The sequence below is a fragment of the Indioceanicola profundi genome (assembly GCF_003568845.1).
Taxonomy (GTDB): Bacteria; Pseudomonadota; Alphaproteobacteria; order Azospirillales; family Azospirillaceae; genus Indioceanicola; species Indioceanicola profundi.
Window position 1 is genome coordinate 589,565 of sequence record NZ_CP030126.1, and the last position, 25,507, is coordinate 615,071.

27 protein-coding genes and 1 tRNA gene are annotated in these 25,507 nt (G+C 65.5%); 16 read left to right on the forward strand and 12 right to left on the reverse strand.

All coding sequences use genetic code 11. The features are described 5' to 3' along the window. Positions 1-4 precede the first annotated feature (4 nt). From flhA to fliF, 6 genes are read right to left on the reverse strand one after another with little or no spacing between them, the layout of a single operon-like run. Complete coding sequence (flhA, locus tag DOL89_RS02835; protein ID WP_119677782.1) at positions 5-2,116, reverse strand: flagellar biosynthesis protein FlhA; 2,112 nt, start codon at positions 2,114-2,116, stop codon at positions 5-7. A 40-nt stretch (positions 2,117-2,156) separates the two neighbouring features. Then, positions 2,157-3,563: a sigma-54-dependent transcriptional regulator FlbD gene (gene flbD, locus DOL89_RS02840; RefSeq protein ID WP_119677783.1), complete on the reverse strand. Its 1,407-nt coding sequence runs from the start codon at positions 3,561-3,563 to the stop codon at positions 2,157-2,159. A gap of 46 nt (positions 3,564-3,609) precedes the next feature. Then, a complete protein-coding gene (locus DOL89_RS02845; protein WP_119680199.1) occupies positions 3,610-4,512 on the reverse strand; it encodes a motility protein A in 903 nt (300 codons plus the stop codon). A 14-nt stretch (positions 4,513-4,526) separates the two neighbouring features. Continuing rightward, positions 4,527-4,853, reverse strand: coding sequence for a flagellar motor switch protein FliN (fliN, locus tag DOL89_RS02850; protein ID WP_119677784.1), 327 nt, complete (start codon positions 4,851-4,853; stop codon positions 4,527-4,529). A gap of 3 nt (positions 4,854-4,856) precedes the next feature. Further along, a complete protein-coding gene (locus tag DOL89_RS02855; protein WP_119677785.1) occupies positions 4,857-5,594 on the reverse strand; it encodes a FliH/SctL family protein in 738 nt (245 codons plus the stop codon). Between the two features lie 10 nt (positions 5,595-5,604). Beyond that, positions 5,605-7,263: a flagellar basal-body MS-ring/collar protein FliF gene (gene fliF / locus DOL89_RS02860; RefSeq protein ID WP_119677786.1), complete on the reverse strand. Its 1,659-nt coding sequence runs from the start codon at positions 7,261-7,263 to the stop codon at positions 5,605-5,607. Positions 7,264-8,395: 1,132 nt separating this feature from the next. Here fliF and DOL89_RS02865 point away from each other — a divergent pair. From DOL89_RS02865 to DOL89_RS02895, 7 genes are all read left to right on the forward strand, one after another. After that, a complete protein-coding gene (locus DOL89_RS02865) occupies positions 8,396-9,178 on the forward strand; it encodes a DUF3450 domain-containing protein (RefSeq protein WP_119677787.1) in 783 nt (260 codons plus the stop codon). After that, positions 9,175-10,560, forward strand: coding sequence for a MotA/TolQ/ExbB proton channel family protein (locus DOL89_RS02870; RefSeq protein WP_119677788.1), 1,386 nt, complete (start codon positions 9,175-9,177; stop codon positions 10,558-10,560). Before DOL89_RS02865 ends, DOL89_RS02870 begins: the two co-directional genes overlap by 4 nt. Next, complete coding sequence (locus DOL89_RS02875) at positions 10,544-11,068, forward strand: MotA/TolQ/ExbB proton channel family protein (RefSeq protein WP_119677789.1); 525 nt, start codon at positions 10,544-10,546, stop codon at positions 11,066-11,068. Before DOL89_RS02870 ends, DOL89_RS02875 begins: the two co-directional genes overlap by 17 nt. Positions 11,069-11,073: 5 nt before the next feature. Next, positions 11,074-11,475, forward strand: a complete 402-nt coding sequence (locus DOL89_RS02880) for an ExbD/TolR family protein (RefSeq protein ID WP_119677790.1) — start codon at positions 11,074-11,076, stop codon at positions 11,473-11,475. Between the two features lie 21 nt (positions 11,476-11,496). Next, positions 11,497-12,111 carry an energy transducer TonB gene (locus DOL89_RS02885; RefSeq protein ID WP_119677791.1) on the forward strand — a complete coding sequence of 205 codons (615 nt, stop codon included), beginning with the start codon at positions 11,497-11,499 and terminating at the stop codon, positions 12,109-12,111. Between the two features lie 19 nt (positions 12,112-12,130). After that, entirely contained in the window at positions 12,131-13,450 is a 1,320-nt protein-coding gene (locus DOL89_RS02890) for a tetratricopeptide repeat protein (protein WP_119677792.1), read from the forward strand. A gap of 198 nt (positions 13,451-13,648) precedes the next feature. Further along, a complete protein-coding gene (locus DOL89_RS02895; protein WP_119677793.1) occupies positions 13,649-14,461 on the forward strand; it encodes a class II glutamine amidotransferase in 813 nt (270 codons plus the stop codon). Positions 14,462-14,473: 12 nt separating this feature from the next. On the opposite strand, the gene rnd is transcribed toward DOL89_RS02895, so the two are convergent. Further along, entirely contained in the window at positions 14,474-15,628 is a 1,155-nt protein-coding gene (rnd, locus tag DOL89_RS02900) for a ribonuclease D (RefSeq protein ID WP_119680200.1), read from the reverse strand. A 134-nt stretch (positions 15,629-15,762) separates the two neighbouring features. On the opposite strand from rnd, the gene DOL89_RS02905 reads away from it, so the two are divergent. Further along, a complete protein-coding gene (locus DOL89_RS02905; protein WP_119677794.1) occupies positions 15,763-16,764 on the forward strand; it encodes an MBL fold metallo-hydrolase in 1,002 nt (333 codons plus the stop codon). 15 nt (positions 16,765-16,779) lie between these two features. Here DOL89_RS02905 and DOL89_RS02910 read toward each other — a convergent pair whose 3' ends face one another. Both DOL89_RS02910 and DOL89_RS02915 read right to left on the reverse strand, forming a co-directional pair. Then, positions 16,780-18,024 carry a DUF3667 domain-containing protein gene (locus DOL89_RS02910; RefSeq protein ID WP_162937294.1) on the reverse strand — a complete coding sequence of 415 codons (1,245 nt, stop codon included), beginning with the start codon at positions 18,022-18,024 and terminating at the stop codon, positions 16,780-16,782. Positions 18,025-18,086: 62 nt separating this feature from the next. Continuing rightward, positions 18,087-18,734 carry a 2-hydroxychromene-2-carboxylate isomerase gene (locus DOL89_RS02915; protein ID WP_119677796.1) on the reverse strand — a complete coding sequence of 216 codons (648 nt, stop codon included), beginning with the start codon at positions 18,732-18,734 and terminating at the stop codon, positions 18,087-18,089. A gap of 196 nt (positions 18,735-18,930) precedes the next feature. Between DOL89_RS02915 and DOL89_RS02920 the strand changes: the two genes are divergently transcribed. Together DOL89_RS02920 and DOL89_RS02925 are read left to right on the forward strand one after the other, a co-directional pair. Further along, positions 18,931-19,284 (forward strand): DUF4870 family protein, encoded by a 354-nt coding sequence (locus tag DOL89_RS02920; RefSeq protein ID WP_119677797.1) that lies wholly within the window; start codon positions 18,931-18,933, stop codon positions 19,282-19,284. A gap of 263 nt (positions 19,285-19,547) precedes the next feature. Then, positions 19,548-19,624: transfer RNA gene (locus DOL89_RS02925), tRNA-Ile, on the forward strand. Positions 19,625-19,714: 90 nt separating this feature from the next. Here DOL89_RS02925 and DOL89_RS02930 read toward each other — a convergent pair. From DOL89_RS02930 to DOL89_RS02940, 3 genes are read right to left on the reverse strand one after another with little or no spacing between them, the layout of a single operon-like run. Further along, on the reverse strand, positions 19,715-20,488 hold the full coding sequence (locus DOL89_RS02930) for an anti-sigma factor family protein (RefSeq protein WP_119677798.1): 774 nt from the start codon (positions 20,486-20,488) through the stop codon (positions 19,715-19,717). Further along, positions 20,485-20,988: an RNA polymerase sigma factor gene (locus DOL89_RS02935; RefSeq protein WP_119677799.1), complete on the reverse strand. Its 504-nt coding sequence runs from the start codon at positions 20,986-20,988 to the stop codon at positions 20,485-20,487. The genes DOL89_RS02930 and DOL89_RS02935 overlap by 4 nt, the downstream gene beginning before the upstream one ends. A gap of 8 nt (positions 20,989-20,996) precedes the next feature. Further along, complete coding sequence (locus DOL89_RS02940) at positions 20,997-21,917, reverse strand: anti-sigma factor family protein (RefSeq protein WP_119677800.1); 921 nt, start codon at positions 21,915-21,917, stop codon at positions 20,997-20,999. Positions 21,918-22,385: 468 nt separating this feature from the next. On the opposite strand from DOL89_RS02940, the gene DOL89_RS02945 reads away from it, so the two are divergent. From DOL89_RS02945 to DOL89_RS02970, 6 genes are read left to right on the forward strand one after another with little or no spacing between them, the layout of a single operon-like run. Next, positions 22,386-22,916: a DUF2589 domain-containing protein gene (locus DOL89_RS02945; RefSeq protein ID WP_119677801.1), complete on the forward strand. Its 531-nt coding sequence runs from the start codon at positions 22,386-22,388 to the stop codon at positions 22,914-22,916. Between the two features lie 27 nt (positions 22,917-22,943). Next, a complete protein-coding gene (locus tag DOL89_RS02950) occupies positions 22,944-23,573 on the forward strand; it encodes a DUF2589 domain-containing protein (protein ID WP_205574622.1) in 630 nt (209 codons plus the stop codon). A gap of 40 nt (positions 23,574-23,613) precedes the next feature. After that, on the forward strand, positions 23,614-23,868 hold the full coding sequence (locus DOL89_RS02955; protein WP_119677802.1) for a hypothetical protein: 255 nt from the start codon (positions 23,614-23,616) through the stop codon (positions 23,866-23,868). A gap of 27 nt (positions 23,869-23,895) precedes the next feature. Further along, a complete protein-coding gene (locus DOL89_RS02960; RefSeq protein ID WP_119677803.1) occupies positions 23,896-24,414 on the forward strand; it encodes a hypothetical protein in 519 nt (172 codons plus the stop codon). A gap of 46 nt (positions 24,415-24,460) precedes the next feature. Beyond that, a complete protein-coding gene (locus DOL89_RS02965; protein ID WP_119677804.1) occupies positions 24,461-24,655 on the forward strand; it encodes a hypothetical protein in 195 nt (64 codons plus the stop codon). A gap of 41 nt (positions 24,656-24,696) precedes the next feature. Next, positions 24,697-25,455 (forward strand): hypothetical protein, encoded by a 759-nt coding sequence (locus tag DOL89_RS02970; protein ID WP_119677805.1) that lies wholly within the window; start codon positions 24,697-24,699, stop codon positions 25,453-25,455. The last annotated feature ends 52 nt before the right edge of the window (positions 25,456-25,507 follow it).

A 25,507-nucleotide genomic window follows, 5' to 3' on the forward strand; every position in this document is an offset into this window, starting at 1 on the left:
TGCATCAGATCTGCCCCACCGTCTTGATCTTCGCCTTGGCGTGGATCTCGTTCTGCGACATCACCACGGTGGCCGGACGGAACCGCTCCACGATGGAGCGGACGAAGGGCCGGACCGCCGGGCTGGTCAGCAGCACCGGCGCCTCGCCCTGCATGGCCAGCCGGTCGAAGTTCTGACGCACGACGGTGATGAACTGCTGGAGCCGCGAGGGGGCCATGGAGAGCTGCCGCTCATCCCCTTCGCCGACAATGCTCTCGGCAAAGGCCTGCTCCCATTCCGGGCTCAGGGTCAGAAGGGGAATGTAGCCCATCTCGTTGGTGTTGGCGTCGCTGATCTGGCGGGCCAGCCGGGCGCGCACATGCTCGGTGATCTGGGTCATGCTGCGGGTATAGGCCGACGCCTCGGCAACGCCTTCCAGGATGGTGGCGAGGTCGCGGATGGAAATCCGCTCCGCCAGAAGGTTCTGAAGCACCCGTTGCAGACCGCCGACATTGATCTGGGACGGCACCACGTCGGCCACCAGCTTCTGGTGCTCCTTCGGCATCTCGTCCAGCAGCTTCTGCGCCTCCGAGTAGGAGAGCAGATCGGCCATGTTGTCCTTCACCAGTTCGGTCAGGTGCGTGGTCAGGACAGTGGGCGGATCAACGACGGTCAGGCCCTTGAACAGGGCCTCCTCGCGATAGGCGTGCTCGATCCACTTGGCGGGCAGGCCGAAGGTCGGCTCCTTTGTCGCCTCGCCGGGCAGGGTGATGGTCTCGCCCCGCGGGTCCATGCAGAGCAGCATGTTGGGCCGCACATCGCCGCGCCCGGCCTCGATCTCCTTGACCCGGATCACATAGGTGTTGGGCGGGAGCTGGAGATTGTCCTGGATTCGGACGGCCGGCAGGATGATGCCGATCTCGCTGGCCAGCTGGCGGCGCAGCCCCTTGATCTGGTCGGTCAGCCGGTGCCCGGCCTCCGTATTGATCAGGGACAGCAGCCCGTAGCCCAGCTCCAGCCGGACCAGATCGATGGCCAGCGCGCTTGAGATCGGCTCCTCCACCACCGGGGCGGGCGGCACGGATTCCAGCTCTTCCCGGGCGATACGCTCCTCCTCCTTCGCGCGCATGCGGGGCACGTACCAGGCGGCGAAGCCCGCGGCGGAGGCCAGCAGCAGGAAGGGCGGCATCGGCAGGCCGGGTAGAAGCGCCAACGCCACCAGCAGGCCCGAAGTGATGCCCAGCGCCATGGGATAGTGGCTGAGCTGGCCGAACACAGCCTTCTCGGCGGAGCCGGTCACGCCGGACTTGGACACCAGGATACCGGCGGCGACGGATACGACCAGGGCCGGAATCTGGGAGACCAGACCGTCGCCGACGGTCAGCAGCGTGTAGGTCTGGCCGGCATCCAGGAAGGTCATGCCCTTCTGGCCGATGCCGACGACCATGCCGATGATGACGTTGATGAAGGTGATGGCGATGCCGGCCACCGCGTCGCCGCGCACGAACTTGGACGCACCGTCCATGGCGCCGAAGAACTGGCTCTCGTCCTCCAGCTCCTTGCGCCGCCGCCGCGCCTCAGACTCGTCGATCAGGCCGGAGGAGAGGTCGGCGTCGATGGCCATCTGCTTGCCGGGCATGGCGTCCAGGGTGAAGCGGGCTGCCACTTCGGCGATACGGCCCGAACCCTTCGTGATGACCATGAAGTTCACCAGCACCAGGATGAAGAACACCGTGACGCCGATGATGAAGTTGCCGCCCATGACGAAGCCGCCGAACGCCTCGATCACGCTGCCGGCCGCACTTTCCCCCTTATGCCCATTGCCCAGGATCAGACGGGTGGAGGCAAGGTTGAGCGCCAGGCGAAGCAGGGTGGAGATCAGCAGGATGGTCGGAAAGGAGGTGAATTCCAGCGGCTTCCGGATGCTGAGCACCGTCATCAGGATCAGGATCGAGAAGGTGAAGCTGAAAGTCAGACCGACATCCAGCAGCCAGGTCGGCATCGGCAGGATCAGAATGACCAGGACCCCGACGATGGCAAGCGCCAGCAGCATCTCGCCATGGCGCACGGCATCCCAGAGCTGGCGCAATGCCCCCAGCCCGTCGTGCAGCCCCCACTTGTTCGTCTGATCCGTCATCTGCCGCTAGGTCCCCGCCGCGTTCCGCCGTCCCGCCCGCTCACGCGGTCGCCCGTTCTTCCGTGCCCGGCGGCGGTACCGGCACGCCGTCCTCGGAATATTCCTTCAGCTTGTTGCGCAGGGTGCGGATGGAGATGCCGAGGATGTTCGCGGCATGGGTCCGGTTGCCCAGCGTATGGCGCAGCGTGTCGATGATCAGATCCCGCTCCACCTCCGCCACCGTCTTGCCGACCAGCGCCTGGGTGGGCGTGCCGGCGGTTCCGTTCGGGGCGGACGTTGCGGCAGGGGAAGCCGCCGCCGTGGTGGCGCGGGCGGCCACTGTGCCCAGGGCGGGCGCCGCGGCCGGTTCCGCGCCGGTGAGCAGGATGGCGTCGGGGCCGATCTCGTTGCCGCGGCTCAGCAGCACGGCGCGGTGGAGGGTATTCTCCAGCTCGCGCACATTGCCGCGCCAGTGATGGGCCTGGAGCATGGCCATGGCCTGTGCGCCGATGGTCCGCTCCGGCAGGCCGTTGGCCTCGGAATATTTGGCGGCGAAATGCTGGGCCAGCACGGGAATGTCCTGCGGACGCTCCCGCAAGGGCGGCAGGTTCAGCGTGACGACGTTGAGGCGGAAATAGAGGTCCTCGCGGAAGCGTCCGCCCCGCACCTCGGACATCATGTCCCGGTTGGAGGTGGCGAGTACGCGGATATCAACCTTGACCGGCGTGGTGCCGCCGACCCGGTCGATCACCCGCTCCTGCAGGGCCCGCAGCAGCTTGGCCTGGAGCCGGATGTCCATCTCGGAAATTTCGTCCAGCAGCAGCGTGCCGCCGTTGGCTTCCTCGAACTTGCCGATGCGCCGCGCCACGGCGCCGGTGAAGGCGCCCTTCTCATGGCCGAACAGCTCCGATTCCAGCAGGTTCTCCGGAATCGCGGCGCAGTTGACGGAGACGAAGGGCGCATTGGCCCGCCGGCTCTTCCGGTGGATGAAGCGGCTGACAACCTCCTTACCGGTCCCGCTCTCGCCCGTTATCAGGACGGAAGCGTCGCTGGGCGCGATCTGCTCCGCCAGCCGCAATGTGCCCTGCATTGCCGGATCGCGGCTGATGACGGCGTGGCTCTCCTCCGCGACCGCCTCCAGCACCGCTGCGATCAGGTTCGCATCGGGGGGGAGGGGGATGTATTCCTTGGCCCCGGCGCGGATCGCCCGTACGGCGGCCTGCGCGTCGGTGCCCACGCCGCAGGCCACGACGGGAACGGCGAAACGCTCCGCCTTCAGAGCATCCACCAGCCGGGCAACGTCCATCTTGACGTCGACCATGACGAGATCGGCGCCCTGGCCGGTGCGCAGCGCGTTCATCGCCCCGTCGATGCTGTCGATGTGGGCTACCTTGGCGCCCTTCTGCAAGGCGATCCTTCCGGCTGCCGTAATGTAGCCTTCCAGGGTGCCGACGATCAGGAGACGCATCGTTCCATCCTCTCTCCGGTATCCGCGGAGTTCAGTCTCAAGCAGGTCAGTCGTAGGCGCTGAGCCGCCGGTCGGGCGGCAGCAGCGTGTTGATCATGATTTCCAGCCGGCGCGGGTTCTCCTGCCGGGCCACCGAACCGGCCGCCAGCAGGTACAGCCCGTCCACCAGCGCCTGGGCATCGGCGTTCCGCTCCACCTTCCCGGCCAGCGGGGCCAGCACCATGCTGCCCAGCACGGCGCCGTAGAAGGTGGTCAGCAACGCCACGGCCATGGCCGGGCCGATGGTGGTCGGGTCGGAAAGATTGCCCAGCATCTGCACCAACCCGACCAGCGTTCCGATCAGGCCCATGGCGGGCGCCACTTCCGCGGCGCGGCGCAGGACGGAGGCGCCGATGCGGGCCCGGGCCATGCCGGCCTCGATCTCCGTGCGCAGGATGCGTTCCACGTCATCGGCCGGAAGCCCGTCCACGATCAGCTCGATGGAGCGCTGGACCACCGGCTGCCCGCGCGTCCGGCCAAGCAACGGCTGAAGCGACAGCGGACCGAAGCGGCGGGCATGATCGGCCAGTTCCAGGACATGGGCGGCGACCCGCGCGGCATCGTGCACCGGCCCGACCAGGGCCCGGCGGAGCTGGCCCAGGGCCGTGGAGACATCGGTGCGGGAGAAGGAGACGGCCGTCACGGCCACCGTCCCGCCAAGCACGATGGCGAGGGACGGCACATTGAAGAAGGCGTCCGGCGCGCCGCCCATGACCAGCGCCACGCCCACCATCAGCAGGGCGGAGCCCAGCCCCGCGACACTGGCGACGTCCAGCCTGTTGCGCCGGACCAGCGGCGCGGGTGGGTTCGGCGGGCGGGCCGGCATGGCGGCCTCGTGCCCGGCGGGCGTCTTCGCCTGCATCCTGGCCCTGGTCTGCGCCGCCACGTCCCCGGCGATTTTTTCCGACATCGGCATTCCCCGCCTCAGGACCGGTCGGTCTTGATGATTTCCGTCATGGTCACGCCAAGCCGGTCCTCGACCACCACCACTTCGCCGCGGGCGACCAGGCGGTTGTTGACATAGATGTCGATGGCCTCGCCGACCTTGCGGTCCAGCTCGACCACGGAGCCGCGCCCGATCTTCAGCAGGGAACTCACCTGCATGCTGGTCTTTCCCAGCACGGCGGAGATCTGGACCGGGATGTCGTAGACGGACTCCAGGTCCTTCACGACTGGCTGGATGTCGTCCATCCCATTCCCGTTCCGGCCCTGCTCGAAATCGTCCAGGCCCATATTGTCCTTCGCCGGCATGCCTCAGCTCCGATCCTGCAAAATCGCGGCGGGCGCGCTCCGTTCGGCCGCAGGCCCGCCGGGGAAGCCGGCGAGCAGGTCGCCGGCGATGCGCTCGATATCGGTCCATATGGCGGTGGCATCCCGCTCCGCCCCGCCGTCGCCCCACTCCGCCCGGACGTCCAGCGGGCCGAGGCGCGGATCGGCCAGAACGCCGACATTGCCGGCGAAGCCCAGCCGCCCGGCCATGTCGTCGATCCGGTCGCGCAGCGCGTCCAGGCGGCTCTCATGGACCCGGATGACCAGTTTCGGCTCATCCAGCAGTTCCGTCAGGAAATGGGCGACGGTGGCCTCCACCTCCGCCTGACCGTGGGTCCGGACATAGGCCGGGAAGAGCTTGCGCACGATGGACAGGACCATGCGGACGGTATTCTCGGCCCGCAGACCGCGTGCGGCCTGTTCCGCCGCGACCAGCGCCTTCAGGTCGGCCTCGACTGTGCGAAGCGCCTCGGCCAGGGCGCGCTGGTCGGCGGTTTCCGCCTCCTGCCGACCTTTTACCCGGCCTTCCTCGAAGCCCTGGGCACGCGCAGCCTGCTCCGCCGCGGCAATCTGCTCGCGCAGTTCCGCCAGGGTGAAGGTCGGTTCCGGCGGCGGTTCCGGTTCCGCCGGACCTGCAGGTTCAGGCTCCATCTCCTCCGGCCGCAGGGGAGAGCGGCCGTTGTCGAAGGATTCCTCGAACAGGAATTTCTGGATGGTGCCCATCTTCGACGGCTCAGCTTTCCTGGTACAGCCAGTTGCGGATGATGGAGACGGCTTCCTCGGGGTGCTTCTCCACGATCTCGCCGACCTTGCGCAGGGAAGAGGCGCGGACGCGGCCGTCGACGCGGTTGATGTCGATCATCTGCTCCAGCTCCTCGTTGGCCTGGGCGGCCTCCAGCGCCAGTTCCCGGGCCAGTGCGCCGCCGCCGGGGCCGGCGAGCTGCGGGACCGCACTGGCATCGGCCAGCAGGTCGGGTTCCTCCTCGAGCTGGGGCGTACGGTCCAGCGCCCGCTGCACCAGCGGCCGGATCACCACCAGGATCACCAGCACAGCCACGATGGCCAGGATCACGGTCTCGCCGATCCGCCGCAGCTCGCTGACCGGCAGGCCCAGTATCTTGGTCTCGCCATCGCCGAAATCCGTTTCCGGCACGGCGAACTGCATGCTGCTGATCTCGATCACGTCGCCGCGGGCGCCGTCATAGGGGATGGCCGCCGCCACCAGCCGACGGAGCTGCTCGAGATCGGCATCAGGCCGGGGCTGGTAGGTCTGGGTGCCGTCCTCCGCGGTCGTGTAGGTGCCGTCCACCAGCACGGCGACCGACAGGCGGCGGATCTGCCCGGCCTCGCGCTCATGGGTGCGGACCGTGCGGCTGATCTCATAGTTGGTCGTCTCCTCCGTCCGGCTGCTGCGGGAGGTGGAGGAACCAACGGACCCGGCGGCAGTATCGTCGCCGTTGGGAAGGTTATTGGCCACGGTGACCGGGTCGATGCCGTCGCGGTCCTGCGCCTCGCTCTCTTCCGTCACCGTCTGGGTGCCGCGGACGACCTGGCTCTCGGGGTCGTAGATTTCACTGTTGGTGACGATCTTGTCGAAATCCAGCTCCGCAGCCACCTCGGCGCGTACCCTGCCGATCCCGACCGTGCGGGCCAGCAGATCCTCGACCCGCTGCTGCAGACGCCGTTCATAGGCAAGGCGCCGCTCCTCCGCCGTGGCGGCCAGGGCCTCCTGACTGTCCGAACCCATGCCGCGGGCCAGAAGATTGCCCTTGTCGTCGATGACCGAGACCATGCCCGGCTCAAGCTGCGGCACGGCGGCGGCGACCAGGGTCTGGATGGACAGGATCTGCTCGCGTGTGAGTTGGGCGCCGGGGCGCAGCCGCAGGAACACGCTCGCCGTTGCCGTCTGGGTCTGCCGCGAAAACAGCTCCCGCTTCGGCGGGACGATATGGATGCGGGCCTCCATGACCGGCTGGAGGCTCTTCACCGTCCGCACCAGCTCACCCTCCAGGGCGCGCAGGGACTGGACGTTCTGCATGAAGTTGGTCGTGCCCAGGGCCTCGGGCTCGTTGAAAATCTCGTAGCCAACCGTGCCGCCGCTGGGCAGCCCCTGGTCCGCCAACTGCATGCGCAACCTGCCGACCTGATCCGTCGGCACTTCGATCCGCGTGCCGTCGGGACTGGCACGGTAGGGGATGTTCTGCGCCTCGAGTTGCTGGATGATCGCGCCGCCGTCGGCCGGGGCGAGGTCGTCGTAGAGCAGCCCCATGCCCTGGCTGGAGAAAGTCGAGGCCATATAGAGCAGGCCGCCGACAATGACGACGGCAGCCACGCCGAACGCGGCGAGACGTGCCGTGCCGAGGTTGCGCAGTGTCTGGAGGAACGAGTCCACGAGGCGATGCTCCCGAATGGCGATGCCCGACCGCCGAGGAATCTACACGGGGTTAACCCGTATTTCGAGGTAGCATGCGACCATTCGATGAAACAAACATGACCAGGATAGGCAAAATTTGCCCATTTAGGGCTATGTGTGGCGGTGGAAGCACACAATCCGCGCTCAATGTCGCAGGACGTGGTTGTGGGCCCGGGGCCGGCTGCGTGTCCGCTCTCCGCAGCCGTTGCAGCGCTCGGGCCATTGATGCGCGATGCTTCAGTCCTGAGCCTTCGTTCTGTATCGCGCTATGACCTCCGAGGGCGATGTCCTTTCTGCTGTCCAGGGACATCGTCGAACGTTCGGTCGGGGGGATGGAAGGGGAACATGACGCTGCCCGGCATGAACCCGGAGTCGCATTCGACCCAATCTGGCTCCCCCGATCCACTGAGCGTCACCGAAACGGCGCCGGTTCCACTATTAGGAAAAGGCGGGCGGGGAATCTCTCGGGACAGAGGAGCATGCTACGCCTGCGCGCAAGGATCGAGCGGAGCGATCCCTTTGCATGAAACGAAGTTTTACTTTCGTCCGCTTAATCGAAACGTCCTTATCTGCCATGTCCGGCGATCTGAAATTGTGCGTCAAAATCAGCCAGCAAGCGCAAAAAAGGCTAGGTCCGATCAGGTCGAGAAAAATTCACACGCCGTTAAACCCTTACGAACAGTGGGATTTCCGGCGGAATAGCTGGAATCTCCCTCCGGCAGCTTAGACTCTTTCGTCCCTCCGCCGCCGCCGTTCGCATTCCGGCACAATTGACAGCGCAAAACGTGTCGGATATGCCACTGCCCTTGATGTGAGCGGCCCCGCGCCAAGCGGCATGAGAAGGCTAAAAAGAGGCTGAAAGCCCGACACATCGGAGTGTATGGTGTCTTCCTCGTGACGGTCCGCCGTCATTGGATGACGAGTGCGCCCGCGATAATCAAAAAATGCGGAGCGGCAGGGCGCCGATACACATGAACAGGGCAAAGCATATGGGACCTCGAAATGTCGATAGTGCGTACCTCGTTCGGTAAAGACGTTTGATCGGCTTCCTGCACAAATAATGTGCGGTTTGATGCCAAGCCAGGCATCCCCAAGGGCAGTTGGAGACTTCATGACCCAGTCGAACCTCAAGCGGCGAGCGGCTGTCGCGGCCGTCACCGTGTTCATGCTTTCCGGGGCCGCCACCGTGCAGGCTCAGCAGATCGATCAGCTGCTCACCATTGAGAAGCAGGTCGCGCAGGCCGGAGCCCAGAGCCAGGCCACGATCGACAAGATCGCGGACGAGACTGACAGGCTGGTGGGCGAGTACCGGTCCGTCACGACCCAGATCGACAACATCAAGGTCTATAACGACCAGCTCCAGGAGCTTGTTGCGGCCCAGGAGAAGGAAAAAGCTTCCCTCCAGGCGCAGATCGAGAATGTGAGCGGCGTTGAGCGCGAGATCGTTCCGCTGATGCAGCGCATGATCGGCACGCTCGAGCAGTTCGTGAAGCTGGATGTTCCGTTCCTGCAGCAGGAGCGCGTCGAGCGCGTCGCCACCCTCCGCGAGCTGATGAGCCGCGCCGACGTCTCCACGGCCGAGAAGTACCGCCGTCTGATGGAGGCCTATCAGGTGGAGAACGAGTACGGCTGGACCCTTGAGGCCTATGCCGGCCCGTTGGAGACCGAAGGCCGGACCCGCCAGGTCGACTTCCTGCGCATCGGTCGCGTCGTTCTGGCCTACCAGACCCTCGACGGCGGCGAGCAGGGCATGTGGGATCAGGAAGCCAAGCAGTGGGTCGTCCTGCCGGAATCCTACCGTAACCAGATCCGCCAGGCCATCGCTGTGGCCCGTCGCCAGGCAGCGCCCGATCTGCTCGTTCTTCCCGTTTCGGCGCCGGAGTCCGCCCAATGATCCGCTTCAGCACCAAAGTTCGCAGCCTGCTGATGGCAGGCGCGGTCGCCACCCTTTTCGCCGGCGTTCCGGCGGTCGCCCAGAACGCCCCGCAGACGCTCGACCAGCTTCTGCAGCAGGTGCGCCGGGGCAGCCAGGAAGCCGCGGAGCGGAACAAGCAGCGCGAGGCCGAGTTCCGCGCCGCCCGCGACCAGCAGCAGGCTATTCTGGCCAAGGCAAAGGCGCAGCTTGAGGCTGAGCTTGGCCGCTCCCAGCAGCTCGAAGCGACCTTCGCCGACGGTGAAATCCGCCTCGGTGAGCTCACCGGTCAGCTGCAGGAGCGCATGGGCACCCTGGGCGAGCTGTTCGGCGTCGTCCGTCAGGTCGCTGGCGATACCCGCGGCGTCATCCAGGAGTCCCTGATCTCCGGCCAGCTTCCGGGCCGCGCCGAGCCGCTTGACGCCCTCGCCAAGAGCAAGGAGCTGCCGAGCATCCAGCAGCTTCAGGATCTCTGGTTCCTGCTGCAGCAGGAAATGACCGAGACCGGCAAGGTCGTGAAGTTCCCGGGCACCTACGTGACCACCGATGGCGAGCAGGTCCAGGCCGATCTGGTCCGCGTCGGTCCGTTCGTCGCCTTCACCGACGGCAAGTATCTCCGCTACGAGTCCGGCCAGGGCATTTTTGTCGAGCTGGCCCGCCAGCCGAGCGACCGTCTGGCTGCGATGACCTCGACCTTCATGGGCACCCAGAGCGGCTACGCAGATGTCGGCATCGACCCGTCGCGCGGTCAGCTCCTCTCGCTGCTGATCCAGGAGCCCACCTTCCTGGAGCGCGTCGACCAGGGCGGTATCGTCGGTTACGTCATCCTGGCCATCGGCGCCATCGGCGTGCTGCTGGCGCTTGAGCGGATCATCACCCTGACCATCACCTCGGCCAAGGTCCGCGGTCAGATGAAGAGCCGGGAAATCCGCAAGAACAACCCGCTGGGCCGCGTTCTGGCCGTGTATGAGGAGAACCGTACCGCCGACGTGGAGACGCTGGAGCTGAAGCTGGACGAGGCGATCCTCAAGGAGATCCCGCGTCTGGAGCGTGGCATCAGCACCATCAAGGTGTTCGCCGCCATTGCCCCGCTGCTGGGCCTGCTCGGCACCGTGACGGGTATGATCCTGACTTTCCAGGCCATCACCCTGTTCGGCACCGGTGACCCGAAGCTGATGGCCGGCGGTATCTCCCAGGCGCTCGTGACCACCGTTCAGGGTCTGGTCGTCGCCATCCCGATGGTGCTGCTCTACAGCATCTGCAATGGCCGTGCGAAGTCGGTGATCGAGGTTCTCGAGGAGCAGAGCGCCGGGCTGATCGCACAGCGTGCCGACGAGGAGCATATCCGTGACAGAGCTGCTTGAGGCATACAGGGCTATCCAGACGTTCCTCGGCCAGGGCGGCTGGGTCTTGAACTGGATCCTGATCCTGACCTTTGCCCTCTGGGTTCTGATTGCTGAGCGTGCCGCGTACTACCTCTTCTCCCACCGGAAGGTGTTCAACGACGCGGTGGCGAAGTGGGAAGCGCGCCCGGACAAGCGGTCCTGGCACGCCGCCCAGTACCGGACGATGCTGATTTCGCAAGCGAAGCAGCACATCGAGGCGAACGTCGCGCTGATCAAGACGCTGGTCGCCATGGCCCCGCTGTTCGGGCTTCTCGGCACCGTCACCGGCATGGTGGCCGTGTTCGAGGTCATGAAAGTGCTTGGCACGGGTAATGCCCGTGCCATGGCTTCTGGCGTCTCCCAGGCAACCATCCCGACGATGGCCGGGATGGTGGTCGCGATCTCCGGCCTGTATTTCAGCTTCGCGCTGAAGCGCAAGGCCGACCGTGAGGTCGAGCGTCTCTCCGACACCCTGGTTCAGGAGTAAGTAGCATGCGAGCAAAGCGCCACGGGACGGCGGAAGAGACCGAGATCGATCTGACACCGATGCTCGACGTCGTCTTCATCATGCTGATCTTCTTCATCGTGACGGCGTCGTTTATCAAGGAGTCGGGCATCGACGTTTCGCGTCCGGACGCGGTTACCGCCGTCGTCCAGGAACGCGCCAACATCGTCGTTGCTGTCACTGAGACCGGACAGATCTGGATCAACCGCCGCGAGGTTGACCGCCGGGCCGTCCGTGCCAACATCGAACGTCTCCATGCGGAGAATCCGCAAGGCGCGGTGGTCATCACCGCCGACGAGAAGGCCGATGTCGGTATCTTGGTCGAGGTCATGGACCAAGCTCGTCAGGCCGGCGTGTTCAACGTCTCGATCGCCGCGGACGAGTCCTGAGCCGCGGAAGGAGGTAAAGCCATGATCGGACGCTATCTCAGCGCCTTGGCTTTCGCTGCCGTTGTCACCTTCGGTCTCTTCTGGCTGATGCAGTACCTCATCATCGGCCAGAAGATGTCCCTGGATGAGAGCGACCGTGTCCGCCTGATCGACTTCGTTCGGTTGCAGCGCGATACGCAGACGGAAACCAAGGACCGCAAGCCGCCAGACCGGCCGCCGCCGCCGGAGGCTCCGCCCGAGCCGCCGAAGATGACGGCCGATCCCACCGCGGCGCCGACCGCCAACACTGTCGGCATCGATGCCGCCGGGCTGGATGCGGGCATGGATCTGGCTGGTCCGGGCGCGCTCGGCCCGCCGGCGGACGCGGAAGCCATTCCGCTGTTCCGTATGAACCCGCAGTATCCCGACCGGGCGGCCAGCCGCGGCATCGAGGGTTACGTGATCATGGAGTTCACGATCACGGAAACCGGTGCTGTGACGAACATCCAGGTTGTCGAGGCGAGCCCGCCGGGCATCTTCGACCGCGCCGCCATCCGCGCGATGGAGCGTTGGAAGTACAAGCCGAAGATCGTCGACGGCAAGCCGGTGCCGCGCCACGGCGTGCGTAACCAGCTGACCTTCAAGCTCGGCGAATAGTGCGGGAGGTATCAGACACATGACCGACCAGAACTACGCGCCGCGGTCCTCCCGCCGGAATGCCCGTTGGCTGCTGGCAGCGCTCCTAGCGCTACCGGTGGTCGGCGCCGGCGTCTCCGGCACCGCCTTCGCCCAGCAGCAGGGCGGGGAGGAGAAGAAGCAGGAGACGACGCAGGGGCAGGTGCTGACCGAGCGGACCTTCAAGCAGCTCACCGAGGCCAACAAGGCCATCGAGGAGAGCCGCTTCAAGGACGCCGCCCCGATCCTGGACCGGCTGATCGCGGATGATCGTCTCACCCCGTACGAAAAGGCGATCGCGTTCCAGACGCGCGCCCACCTCTATACGGAGATGGACGATTACCGTGGCGCCGCAGCCATGTTCGAAAAGGCCCTGGCCCTGAACATCCTGCCGCCGGACCAGCAGATGACCCTGATCTACAATCTGGGTCAGATCTATGCCGGGACGGAGCAGTATCAGAAGGCCGTCGACAAGTTCAAACTGTGGTTCTCGCAGGCGCAGAACCCGCAGGCGAGCGCCTATCTGCCCTACGCGAACTCTCTGTTCCGCCTGGACCGCCCGAAGGAAGCCATCCCGCTGGTCGAGAAGGCAATCCAGATTTCGGACGATCCGAAGCGTGAATGGTACGACTTCCTGGCCGGCCTGTATTACGAGACCAAGCAGATCGACAAGGTCGGCGAGGTTCTTGAGCTGCTGATCTCCAAGTATCCATCCGAAAAGCGCTATTACAATCAGCTCGCGGGCGTTTATTCCGAGCTGAAGCGTGAAAGGGACATGCTTGCGATCATGGAACTGGCCCATAAGGCCGGGCACCTGGAGAAGAGCACCGAGTTCGTTCAGCTCGCCCAACTCTGGATGTACTTCGAGAACCCCTACCGCGCTGCCGCCCTCCTGGACGACAAGCTGAAGAAGGGGCAGGTCGACAGCACGAAGGAGAACTGGGAGCTTCTGGCGAACGCCTGGATCGCGTCGCGCGAAATCCCGAAATCCATCGATCCGCTGGCCCGCGCGGCCGAGCTGGACTCGAAGGGTGAAGGCTTTGTGCGGCTGGCCCAGGCTTATCTGGAGCGCGAGGACTGGAACAAGGCCCATGACGCTCTGCAGAAGGCCATCAACAAAGGCGGGCTGGAAAAGCGCGGACAGGTCTTCATGCTTGAAGGCGTGGCCCTGTTCAACCTGGACCGGATCGAGGACAGCCGCCGTGCCTTCCTGAAGGCCGCCGAGTCCAAGGAGCAACAGCGCGTTGCCAGCCAGTGGGTCCGCCACATCGACAAGATGCTGGAGGAAAAGGCCGCTCGTCAGGCCGCTGCCGTCCAGTAATCTCCACGGTCACCAGACCGTACAACGCCGGGTCCCTTCGGGGCCCGGCGTTTTCTTTTTCGGGACAAGCACCGCCTGCTTGGAGACAAGGCTGGGACACGGCGGCATCCGCCCTTGTTTGGCCGGATTCCGATGCATAGGCTAGGGAATATGGCTCCAGCACGGAGCCACTGCGCGCCCCGCCGGAGTATTCCCATCATGTGCCGTTGGCTGGCCTATGGCGGCGATCCGATCGCCATGGATACGCTCCTGTTCAAGCCCTGCAATTCCCTGATCCGGCAGTCCCTGTCGGCACAGCGCAGCATCGCCCCCACGAACGGGGACGGCTTCGGCCTTGGCTGGTACGGTCATCTGGAGCGGCCAGGCCTCTATCGGGACACGATGCCCGCCTGGAATGACGCCAACCTGCGCTCATTGGCGGAGCAGATCCATTCACCGCTTTTCTTCGCCCATGTCCGCGCCTCCACCGGGCCGGCGACGGCCCGGCTGAACTGCCATCCGTTCCGCTATGGCCGTTGGCTGTTCATGCACAATGGCCAGATCGGCGGCTGGACCGACGTGCGCCAGGGGGTGGAGCGCAGCATCGACAAGCTGCTCTACAAGCACCGGGAAGGCTCGACGGACAGCGAGGCGCTGTTCTACCTGCTGGTCGGAAATGGCGTGGAGGAAGATCCCGCCGGCGCGTTCCGGCGGACCATTTCCCAGATCACCGACCTGATGGCGGGGGAGGGCGTGACGGAGCCCTTCCGTATGGCGGCAGCCCTGACCGACGGCCGGCGCATCTTCTCCGTCCGCTGGTCCAGCGACGGCAGGTCGCCCAGCCTGTTCTGGGCTGCTGGCGGTCGGGTCGGCTGCACCGAAAACAGCATCCAGTTCGGGCCGGGCCGGGGCAGCGTCCTCGTGCTCTCCGAACCGCTGGACAGCGACAACAGCCACTGGACCGAGGTGCCGGAAGGAAGTTTCCTCACCGCCCAGAGCGGAGAGGTCACGGTCGAGCCGTTCGGACCCTGAATTGCCGGGCGTTCAGCCCGGCAACTCCACCAGCTTCACCTTCTTGCCAGTCACGGCCAGCGCCAGCCGCCCATGCTTCAGCTTGAGCGCCGCTTCGCCGAAGACCTCGCGCCGCCAGCCCTTCAGGGTCGGGACGTCCGCATCGTCGTCCGCGGCGATCAACTCCAGGTCGCTGGCATTGGCGATCAGGCGCGCCGCGACCTCGTTCTCGTCGCTGACCATCTTCAGCAGAACGCGCAGCAACTCGACGATGGGGCCAAGGCCCTGGGGGGTCTCCACCCGCGGGGCTGGACGAGGCAGTTCCTTGTCGGGAATGGCCAACGCGGCGCTGACGGCCTGCAGCAGTTCGGTCCCCTGGCGGCCATTCGCCATCCCTCCGCCAAGACCGCGGGTGCGCGCCAGATCCTCCACGTTGGTAGGCGCATGGGCCGCGATCTCGACCAGCGCCTCGTCACGCAGGATACGGTTGCGGGGGATGTCCTTGCGCTGCGCCTCCCGCTCCCGCCAAGCGGCGACCTCCTTCAGGATGGCCAGGAAGCGCGGCTTCTCCGTCCGGACCTTCAGCCGCCGCCAGGCATCCTCCGGCTCCAGGCGGTAGGTGGCCGGGTCGGTGAGGATCGCCATCTCCTCTTCCAGCCAATGCTCCCGTCCGGTCTTGACGAGGCGGCGGCGGATTTTCTCATAGGCCGGGCGCAGATGGGTCACGTCCGAGAGCGCGTAGGTGAGCTGCCGCTCGGTCAGTGGCCGGTGCGACCAGTCTGTGAAGCGGCTGGACTTGTCGATCCGCGCCGGAGTCAGCTTGGTGATCAGCGTTTCATACCCGACCTGATCCCCGAAGCCACAGACCATAGCTGCCACCTGGGTATCGAACAGGGGCTTGGGAATGCTCCCGGTCAGGTGGAAGAAGATTTCGATGTCCTGCCGGGCGGCATGGAAGACCTTCAGGGTCCGCTCATCCCGCATCAACTCGAACAGGGGGGCGAGGTCGATGCCGGGGGCCAGCGGATCGATGGCGGCGGCCTCTTCCGGCCCGCCGATCTGCACGAGGCAGAGCTGCGGCCAGTAGGTCTTCTCGCGCATGAATTCGGTATCGACGGTGACGTAGTCGGCACCCTTCAGGCGGTCGATGAAAGCGGCGAGGTGGTCGGTCGTGGTGATCAGCGTCATGACCATTCTCTTACACGACAGCCGGGCGAACAGAAAGGGTCCGAACGAGCCGCAATGCAGCCGGTCTTGTTACCGGGCGGCGGCACCCCAGTTTGGTGGAGCAACTCCTCCCACGGCACAAGGCGCGCCCTCGCATGCATTCCACGGCCAAGCCCTGGCACCATACGGACAAGGGCTTCCGCAACCCGCCCGGCAGCCCGGAACGGCAGCCCGGCTCCTGGCGACCCATGTTGGCCTTCCTCTGGCGGCTCCACCGTCGCAGAGGCCGTCCTGTGGAGGTCAGGGACGGGCATGTCCTTGACCAGGAAGCGGCGCTGGAGGGCTGGAGGGCCATGGCGGGGGCCGACGGGCTCTGCTGGCTGGGACATGTGGCCTTCCTGCTGAGAATCGGCGGGATCACGGTGCTGACCGATCCCTGGCTGTCCGACTATGCATCGCCGTTCCAGGGCTACGGGCCGAAGCGCTACGTCCCGCCGGGAATAGCCGTGGACGAACTGCCGCCCGTCGACGTGCTCCTGCTGTCCCACAGCCATTACGACCATCTGTGCGGGCCGACCTTGCGGCGGCTTGCCGGGCGCATGCAGCCGCTGGTGCTGGCGCCGCTGGGCCTGGGGCCGCTCCTGCGCGGCTTCGGCTTCCGACATGTGGAGGAAATGGACTGGGAGCAGGCGCGCCGGTTGGAGTTGCCCGACGGTCGCGCGGCGGACTTCACCTCCTTGCCGGCCATCCATCAGTCCGCCCGTACGCTGTCTGACCGCAACCGGACCCTCTGGTGCTCCTGGTCGATCCGCGCCGGCGGGCGGAATGTCTGGTTCGGCGGCGACACCGCATATGGACCGGTCATGGGGGATATCGGGGCGCGGCACGGGCCGTTCGATCTGGCGCTGATCGGGATCGGAGCTTATGAGCCCAGGTCGCTGATGCGCTCCGTCCACGCCAATCCGGAAGATGCGGTGATGATCGCCCGCGATCTCCGTGCGGCCCGGATCGTCGGCATGCACTGGGGCACGGTGGTGCTGACGGAAGAGGACCCGTTCGAACCGCCGGTGCGGTTCCAGACCGCCGCTGGAGCAGCGGGCTACGGCGCGGAGGAGGCCTTGATCATGAAGATCGGGGAGAGCCGGCTGCTCCCTTGAACCGGCAGGACCGGATCAGACATCCGGAAGACTGATCAGCAGGGCGGTGACCATGGTCACCAGCAGCAGGACGGAATAGACGCTGCCGACCAGGAACCACTTGATGGTGGTCTTGATCGCGCCCTGCCCATAGGCCCAGCGCATCGCCACCCAGTTATAGAGGGCGATGATGCCGAAGAAGACCTGCGCGCCCGTCAGGGAGGTCAATGCGGCGGTCAGACCGGGCGCCAACTCCTGTGTCAGCACGATGATGGTGAGAAATACGAACAGGAAAGCGTGCAGGTGCAGGGCGAAGATCAGGTGGTCCACCATGAACAGCCGCCGCCGGATGTTCACGAGGCTGAGCAGCAGGGCGTAGAGCGGCATCAGGACGAACATCGCCTTCGCCAGATTGTCGCCCATCACCTTGTTCAGGTTCTCCGGATGGTCCAGGCTGACGGCGATGCCGCGCAGCAGGCGCCGCGCCCAATCCGCGCCGAACAGGGAAGAAAGCTCATCCCGGGACGCCGGGGTGCCTGCGGCCGAATCTTCGGCGCTTTCGTCGGCATCCGCGTCCTCGGACACTGCTCCAGAAAGGTCCAGCCCCTCCAGAAGGGCCCCGGTCTGCGCCCGGGCGAAGGTGCTGGCGCTGAGGTTCGGCTTCCAGTCGTCCAGATCGACGAAGAAGCGGAGCTGCATGCCGACGCCGGGCGGCAGCACGAAGCTCTCATTCCCGATTTCGAGGCGCATCGGCTCCGGCACTTCGCCCAGGTCGCGCAGCCCGGCTTCAAGACGGGCCATCGCCTCCGGGTTGTGCTCGCCCTCGCCGATGCGACCCACGGCTTCCCGGACGCGCTCCTCAATGGCGCGCGGCGTGGCCGCAGGCTGCAACTCGACCAGATCGACGACGAACAGCGCTACGTTGGCAAGCGACAGGATCAGGAAAAAGATCAGCGAACTGAACAGGTAAAGTCTCAGCGGCGGCACGAAGCTGACCCGCCGGCCATCCATGAACTGCCGGGTCATCTTGCCCGGAAGAAACAGCAGCATGCCCAGGGTGCGCAGCACCCGACTGTCGAGATGCAGAAAATCCTGCGCCGCGTCGCCAATCACCCGCGCCAGGGACTTGCTGCGGTCGGTGGCCGACTGGCCGCATTCGGCGCAGTAGCGGCCGGTCAGTCGCGCGCCGCAATTGCCGCAGGCGAGGCTTCCCATCTGGACCGCCACCGATTCCACGGCAGTGGCGGTCACCAGCGTTTCAATGGCGTCGGACTGGCTCACGACCGGCATTCCTACACGAAAGGGGTAACTTAGCAGGGATGCGCGCCGTCGGGGAGGGGCTCTCAGCCCGAAGCCTTCATCTCCTTGATGACCTGCTTGAGCAGGGCGATCCGATCATTGCCGAACACCATTTCCTTGGCCCCGTTCGGGCCCTTGACCACGAAGCTCGGAACGCCGAAGCAGCCGTCTGCCACTGCCGTGGCAATGGTGCTGTCGAGGATTCGGGCGGTTTCCCCATCCTCCATCATCGGCTGGAATAGATGCGGCTCGATTCCGGCCGTGTCGTTGGCGATGCGGATGCAAAGATCGGTGTCGGCGCGCGGCGCGCCGTCCACGAAGATCGCCTTCATCAGGGCTCGGGCGAAGACCTGGCCGGCGTCGAACCGGCGCGCCGCGACCCCTGCGAGCGCCAGCAGGCGCGGGTCCGGAATCGCCGTTTCCGTATCGCTACGGAAGGGCACCTTGTACAGCTTGGCCCAGCGCGCGGTGTCCAGGCGGCGGTAGGCCGGCTGCAAGGCGCCCGAGGTGGGAATGGCGGCGGAGAAATCGTAGCCGGCAGCGCTGATCACGCCGCGGCCCCACAGCGGATACCAGTCTACCCGGCAGCCCGTCTCGATCTGCAGCGGCAGCATCTGCGTGCTGGCCAGATAGGCATAGGGGCTGGAGGCGCTGAAATAGAAATCCACGGTGATCGGGGCGGGCATCGGCATGCTTCTCCTTCGAATGCTGGCGAAGCGGTGCCATGGAACGGGATGTCGCGCAAGGGCGGCGGAAGCGGTCCTTTCACTTGGCCGGTTGACGCGGACGCTGGAAATACCGACATGCTCATCATCACCAGAACCGGCGGCCGCCCCCGCCCGGACCCCTGCGGCAGACGCCGCGGCAACGGACGAGGACAGGAGTGCGATGAGCTACGATCCCTATGTTTCCCGCCGGCAGGAGCAGCTCCGGAATGCTGCGCTGATTGCCTGGATTTCCTATGCGGTCGGTCTTGCCACCTCATGGGTGACGGGGCCGATCGGATTCATCATCGCTCTGGTAAAGCGGGGCGATTCCGTCGGCACCATCTGGGAAAGCCATTTCGACGCGCTGTTCCGCAGCGGCGTGCTCTGTTTCCTGGGCTATACCATCGGCTGGCTTCTGGTGTTCACCGTGATCGGGGCCATCATCGGGTTCCCGCTGCTTCTGGTGACCTGGATCTACAACGTCTATGTGGTGGTGAGGGGCGGTCTTCGGCTGTTCGACGGGCGTCCCTACTGACGGACTGACCGGCGGGCCGGCATCAGGGAGATCAGGCGGGAGCTGCCGGTCCCGCCAGGATATCTGGCGACCAAGGCTCCGTCTTTCAGTTCACATGGCCGGTACGACCGTGGTCGTGCGGCTACAGGGACGGGATTCGCGCCCTGTTGCGATCGGGACTGCGATCAGGGTTGAATCCGTCGCGCTGCCAAGGCAGATTGCGCCTCCGCGGTGTCGTGCCGCCTGTATGGGCGGATGGAACGGCACAGCGGTGGCACTGGTGGGGGCCTGTAGCTCAATTGGTTAGAGCCGGCCGCTCATAACGGTCTGGTTGCAGGTTCAAGTCCTGCCGGGCCCACCAACCCTCCCTGAACGTGGCGCAGAAGAACCGCATTCCTGATGGAACCGCACTCCCCCGATGGGAAGGGTGGTGCGCTGCATGCCTTTCCCATCAGGTGCCGACAGCCGGTCTGATCGTGTCGACGATGAGCGACAGTTCCCGCTCGTCCAAAGTGCCGACGACAACGAAGGTCTGACCACTCTCCACCCAGCTGGCCACGCTCAGCCCATGGTGGCTGTCGCTGATGGGGGGGCGATCCCCGTCCTCCGCCTTCGTGACGCAGACGGCAATGGGCAGCCGCCCTTCCGCCCGGTACATCAACTGGGCCACCGGCGCCGTGCCCAGCGTCATCAGCCGGGCTCCCGCAAAGCTGAAACCCGCATTCTCCAGGTCAGGCACCTGGAGCGGCCGTTCGAGGCGCCCGCCCAACCAGTGCTCGATATAGCCCTGCCGGCTGGCGGGCACCTCCACGAGATGCTCGGTCTCGGTCATGTAGACCGTGTGGTAGGCGGCGACCTCCTCATGCAGGTAGGCGATCTCGCTGCTGGGCGTGCCTGGAAGCGGCCCGGCCCGTACGGACAGGATCAGCACGATGGCCGCCGCGACGGCCAGACCCGCCACGACCGACCGCCGCCGCGTGGAGACCGACCGGCGCCGTGCCGGGGCCGCGGTATCGGCAACCCGCGTCTGACTGTCAGCGAAAGCCGCCCGCAGCAACACCCGCGACCGCCTCAGATCCTCCACCATGGCCTGGACCCGCGGGTCGGCAGCGATGCTGGCTTCGACCTCTGCCACCAGTTCGGGCGGTAATTCTCCGTCCACATAAGCGACGAGACGCTCCGGCCACACGACAACGGACGCTGGCCTGCCCTGTTGCTTGTTCATTCCGCGGCCCTCCAGTGAGACGGCTTGGACCGGCTGCGCAGGTTCCTCATCAGGGCCAGACGCCCCCTGGCCAGCCTGCTCATCACCGTGCCGACCGGGATGCCGAGCTGGTCGGCCGCTTCCTGGTAGGAGAGGCCATCCACGCAGACCAGGATCATTACCGTCCGCTGTTCCGCTGGAAGCGTGCCGAGCACCTTGCGCACCGCCCCCAGGGTAATATGTGACTCGAGGTTCTGCCACCCGTCGCTGCTGGTCGCCTCACACGCTGCGTCCAACTGCTCGGCTGAAACCTGTTGTCGCATTTCCCGCTCCCTGTCGCTCCAGAGATTGAGGATTATGCGTCTCATCCATTGGTCGAATCCCTGGGGCTCCGGCGGATTCCCCTGGGACAGCGCGCGCTCGCAGGCTTCCTGGACCAGATCGTCGGCCGTGTCCTGCGATGGCGTCAGGCTGCGGGCGATGCGGCGGAGCATGGGAAGGGATCGGATGAGATCTCTCATGACGCACCTTAAACGGCTCTGGGCATCGTTCCAGCGGTCGCGCCGCCATGCGGATGGATCGTCCGGATGGTTGCCCAAGCCGGGCGGTGAGTGCGGATCGCATCGTCGACGATGACATCCGCGCTCGATCCAAGGTTCGCGCTGCCGGTCCCTCGGCGGCCAGCCTGCGTTCCGAGGACGGCCCCGATCCGTCGCGCATGACGGATGGCCAGGTCCTTCTGGACATGGCTGGACAACTGGTCCAGCTCCTCGCCGCTCAACTGGCCAAGCAGGGCCAGGAAATGTCCGTCTTGATCCCAGGCGGCGACGCGCAGGCCGTGGATGATGGTTGCGGTCGGGGGATGATCGGCCCGCTCCGAACGGGTGATGCAGATGGCGATCGGCTGTCGGCCCGGCGCCGAATAAACCAGCTCGACCAGGGGTGGCGGGCCGTACTTCAGAATTTGTCCGCTGGTGAATGTCCAGCCCGGCAGAAGCGGGACATCCACGGTCCTGCCGAGTTGCCGGCTCAACCAGCCGCTGGCCGACTCAAGGGACGCCGATTGCACGGCCATGCGGGGCAGGGAACTGCTCCCCTCTCTGGTGAACTGCTCCACCACCTCGTGAAGCAGACGTCGGCGGGACAGGTCGACCTCCCGGTCCAGCATACCGCTTCCGGCCCAGAGCAGGCCGGCCACACAGGCGGAAGCCAGTCCTGTCCTGGCAAACCGCCATCGCTGGTCCCGACGGGCCGTTCCCTGTACCCCGCCGGGGCGGCGCGCCTGGGCTGCGCCGGATGTCTGAAGCAATACGGAGAGCTGCCGGAACGCCTGCAACCTCGCGCGCGCCTCACTGTCCCTGGCCAGCGCCTCATCAACGGACGCAACTTCCTGAGCGTTCAGCTCTCCATCCAGATAGGCAGCCAGAAGCTCGTCGGTCAGTTTTATCATTGTCTTTCTCTCGAAGCTTCTTTGTGGCTTCCCCTACTGGAGCCGATGCGTGGCTGGCCCAAGTTTCGGGGTTTGTAACTGTCCCTGTCCTCTCCTCTATGGGGGACCCTGTCGAAGCGTCCTGGCAGCGAGCAATCCATGCCGACCTCCCGATATGCATGGAGACGACGCAGGCCTTTGCTCCTTCCGAGCGGCACAGGAGGTACCGCCGAGGGGCGGCATGTCTGTTTCCGGCAACGGCCGGCATTCCATGGAGAATGGCCGGCCCATCCTGACCGGCCGTACGCCGGCCTGGGGCAGCTTCCGAATGCCGATAGCTTGACCTGGGACAAGTAGTGGATCGAGGCGGGGTAAATATATTTACGCGTATCCGTCCTATGAATCTGCTTCCGGACGGCGAGAAGTATCGATATAAGAGGTGCAAATCTAATACGACCGAATTACTCCCGGTGCGTATGGGGGCGTGGCGTGGCCAGTTTGGGACTTCATCATCTGATCCAGGCGATCGCCAGTGCCGTGGCGGAAGCCCAGGACAAGATTCACCGGTTCCAGATCGCGACCGTGCGGGACTATTTCGACGAGAAGAATCGTCCGAAGTCAGTCGATGTCCGCATGCCGTCACTGGCTGCCGATGCCGAGCCCGGTGATGAGCAAATCGTGCGCGTGCCGCTCCTGGCGTTGGTCGGGCCGCAGCTTCTGTCGATCAAGGAGGCGGAAATCTCGTTCGAGGTCGGCCTGACCGGGATCGATGACAGTCCTGCGGAAGCGCCCGCCAAGCCCAATCCCGGTGCGGTGGGAAAAGATGACTCTGCCAAGGACCCGAATGCCGGAGGGCAGGGGTGGCGCGGAGTCGGTCTGGAACGTGTGCTCGGCGTCGATGTCGCCGGCGCGAAAGGTCGGGGGCCCGGGGCAGTCGCCAAGGTGACCCTGAAGGTCGAGAGCCAGCCACCGTCCGATGGGATGGCGCGGCTGATCCAGCACCTCGACAAGATGATCTGAAACTAGCATTCGAGGGGAGAAAGACATATGGCAACGATCGCTGATCAGTTCCGCGGCCTTCCGATGGGCGACCTCATCGGCGGCCCGCTCATGGCCGCCTGTGATGCCCAGGTCAAGCTGGCAAACGCCACGGCCAATTTCATCCGCGTGGTCGGTTTCAATCCGCCGACGGCGATCGATCCGAACGACCCGAACAAGGTCGGCGACATTCGGATGGTCAGCTTCAAGTACAACCGCCCGGCGGAGGACCAGACGGGGGCGTCGAACGGCGTCACCAAGCAGGAGACTGTGGAACTGGAAGTTCCGCTGCTCGCCGTGGTGAAGGTGCCGGCGCTGGCCATCAACACCGTGGACATCACCTTCGACATGGAGGTGAAGAACAGTGAGTCCTCCACCGAGAAGCAGGATGCGCAGGCTTCGCTGGACGCCTCCATGAAGTTCGGCTGGGGCATGTTCTCCGGCACCGTCCGCATCCAGGGCTCCGTCTCCAGCTCCAAGGAGAACCAGCGCTCCAGCGACAGCTCGGCCAAGTACACGGTCAACGTGAAGGCCGAGGACAAGGGCATGCCCGAAGGTCTGGCCCGTGTGCTTGACATGATGAACCAGGCCGTCGCGCCGAAGGCCATCGCCGCCAGGCCTGCCGCTCAGGCGGCGTGATCCTTGAGTCTGAACCGTCCTCTCCGGAAGGGCTGCTGCGATGTTCGATTTGACGGATGTGGGATTTGTCAAACGGATCACCTTGGGCAGTACCAATCCGGAGAGGATGGATACAGAGGAAGAAGTCCAGAAGGCAGCGGAACTATTGAACCGCTGCCTTTCGGATACGCCAAAGGGGCGGATCATCGGCGTCGAGAAAAATTTCTCGATTCTGAACATCGGCGAGCATCAAGTCGTCCTCCAATGCATTGTCTATCATGTGGGATTTCCGCGGAAGCCATACTGGCTCGAGTGAACCCTGGATGGGGAGCTCCGCATTCACATGTCGACGATCAGCCTCGACGACTTCGTCCTGCGGCTTCAGACGGCTGCCGGCCTCGCACAGGATGCCCTGGCGGCACGGGAACGCAGCCGCGTCGCCCGCGATCTGCTGCTCGACGGGCAGAGCAATGTCGAGGCCGAGACATGGTGCCTGAAAGTCGACATGACCCCGCCCGGCGGCGGTGCGCCGCGGACCATTTCGATACCCTTCGCGACGCTCTACAATCTCGGCGAAACGAAGATCACCCAGTTCCGGGTGGAGACCACGGCCACGGTGGAGGCGGTGCCTTCGCCTGTCGATCCCGCGCGGGAGGAGCTGCAACTGCGTATCGGCCCGCCGAAGTCACGGCGCGAGCGCCTGCACAATCTGGTGATCGACATCTTCGGCGTCCGCTTCGAGAAGGCGGAGGTGCGGATCAATGACCGCATTCTCCGCGTCTTCGGCTTCCGCCCGGGCGAGCGGGAGGGCAGGCCGCAGGACGGGCAGCCCGCTGCTGCGCCGCCTCGTTCCGAAACGTAGGTCCGACAACGGCATCACCCTGCGCCTGTCCCAGCAGGAGCAGGACGTGCTGCGCGCCATCCTTGCCGAAACGGAACCCTTGCCGGAGCCGCTGCCGGAACGCCGGACTGCGCCTGCCCTGATCGCGGCGCTGCTGCTGCTTCTGGTCTGCGGGGCGGCCGGCTGGCTCGTCCTGAATCCCGGCGCCTTGGCCGCCATCCTGGCCTTTTTCAAACAACAACTCGGCACCATCGGCGGCTGATCGCTGGCGCGCGGCCGGATGTGGCACAAGGGAGATCATCCATGACCGTCCAGAAGACCCGTTCCAGCCTCGCCGCGCTGATGCTGGCGCTTGTCTTGGCGCCGACGGCGGCATCGGCTGCCGATCTGTCCGCGATCAAGGGGGAGTGGCTCGGCACTCTCGACCGCAGGGGACGGCCCGTCCCGGTCATGCTGAAGATCAATCCGGCGGCAGCCGGCGCGCCGGCGGGCGAACTCGAGTTCGGAGAGCCGGACGGGTGTCGGAACCCGATCACCTTCAACGGCGGAACAGGCGACAATTTCACCTTCACGCTGGAGCCTTCCAACGGTGGTCGTTGCGAAGCCTATTCGCTTGGCCGGATGAGCCTCACCGTCATGGCGGATGGCGATCTTTCCCTGGCCGTGACCCAGGCCGACCACAAGCCGGGTCCGGCGGCGACGCTCAGCCTCGCAACCAAGGCGCCGGTCTCGAAGGCCGTCATCGGCAAGTGGTCGGGCAGCTACGTCGGTCGCGGCAGCGTTGTACCGCTGACGCTTGCCCTGAATTCGGTGAGGCCCGGGCAGCCGTCCGGCACGCTGATCTTCGCCGGCGACGACGACTGCTCCAACCCGCTGGAGTTCTCCGGCATGCTTGGCGACGGTTCCTACGTCTTCACGCCGTTCGCCTCGGACGGTGGGCGTTGCGAGCTTGACGTCTTCGGCACGCTGACAGTTCGGCCGGGCGCGGACGGGGTTACTGCCACCCTGGTCCAGCGGAACGGGGTGAAGCGCTTCGACGCGGTGCTCTCTGGCGCGAAATGACAGGGGATGGCTGCTGCGGTATGTCCGCAGCAGCCATCCGATCCGCCGCCCA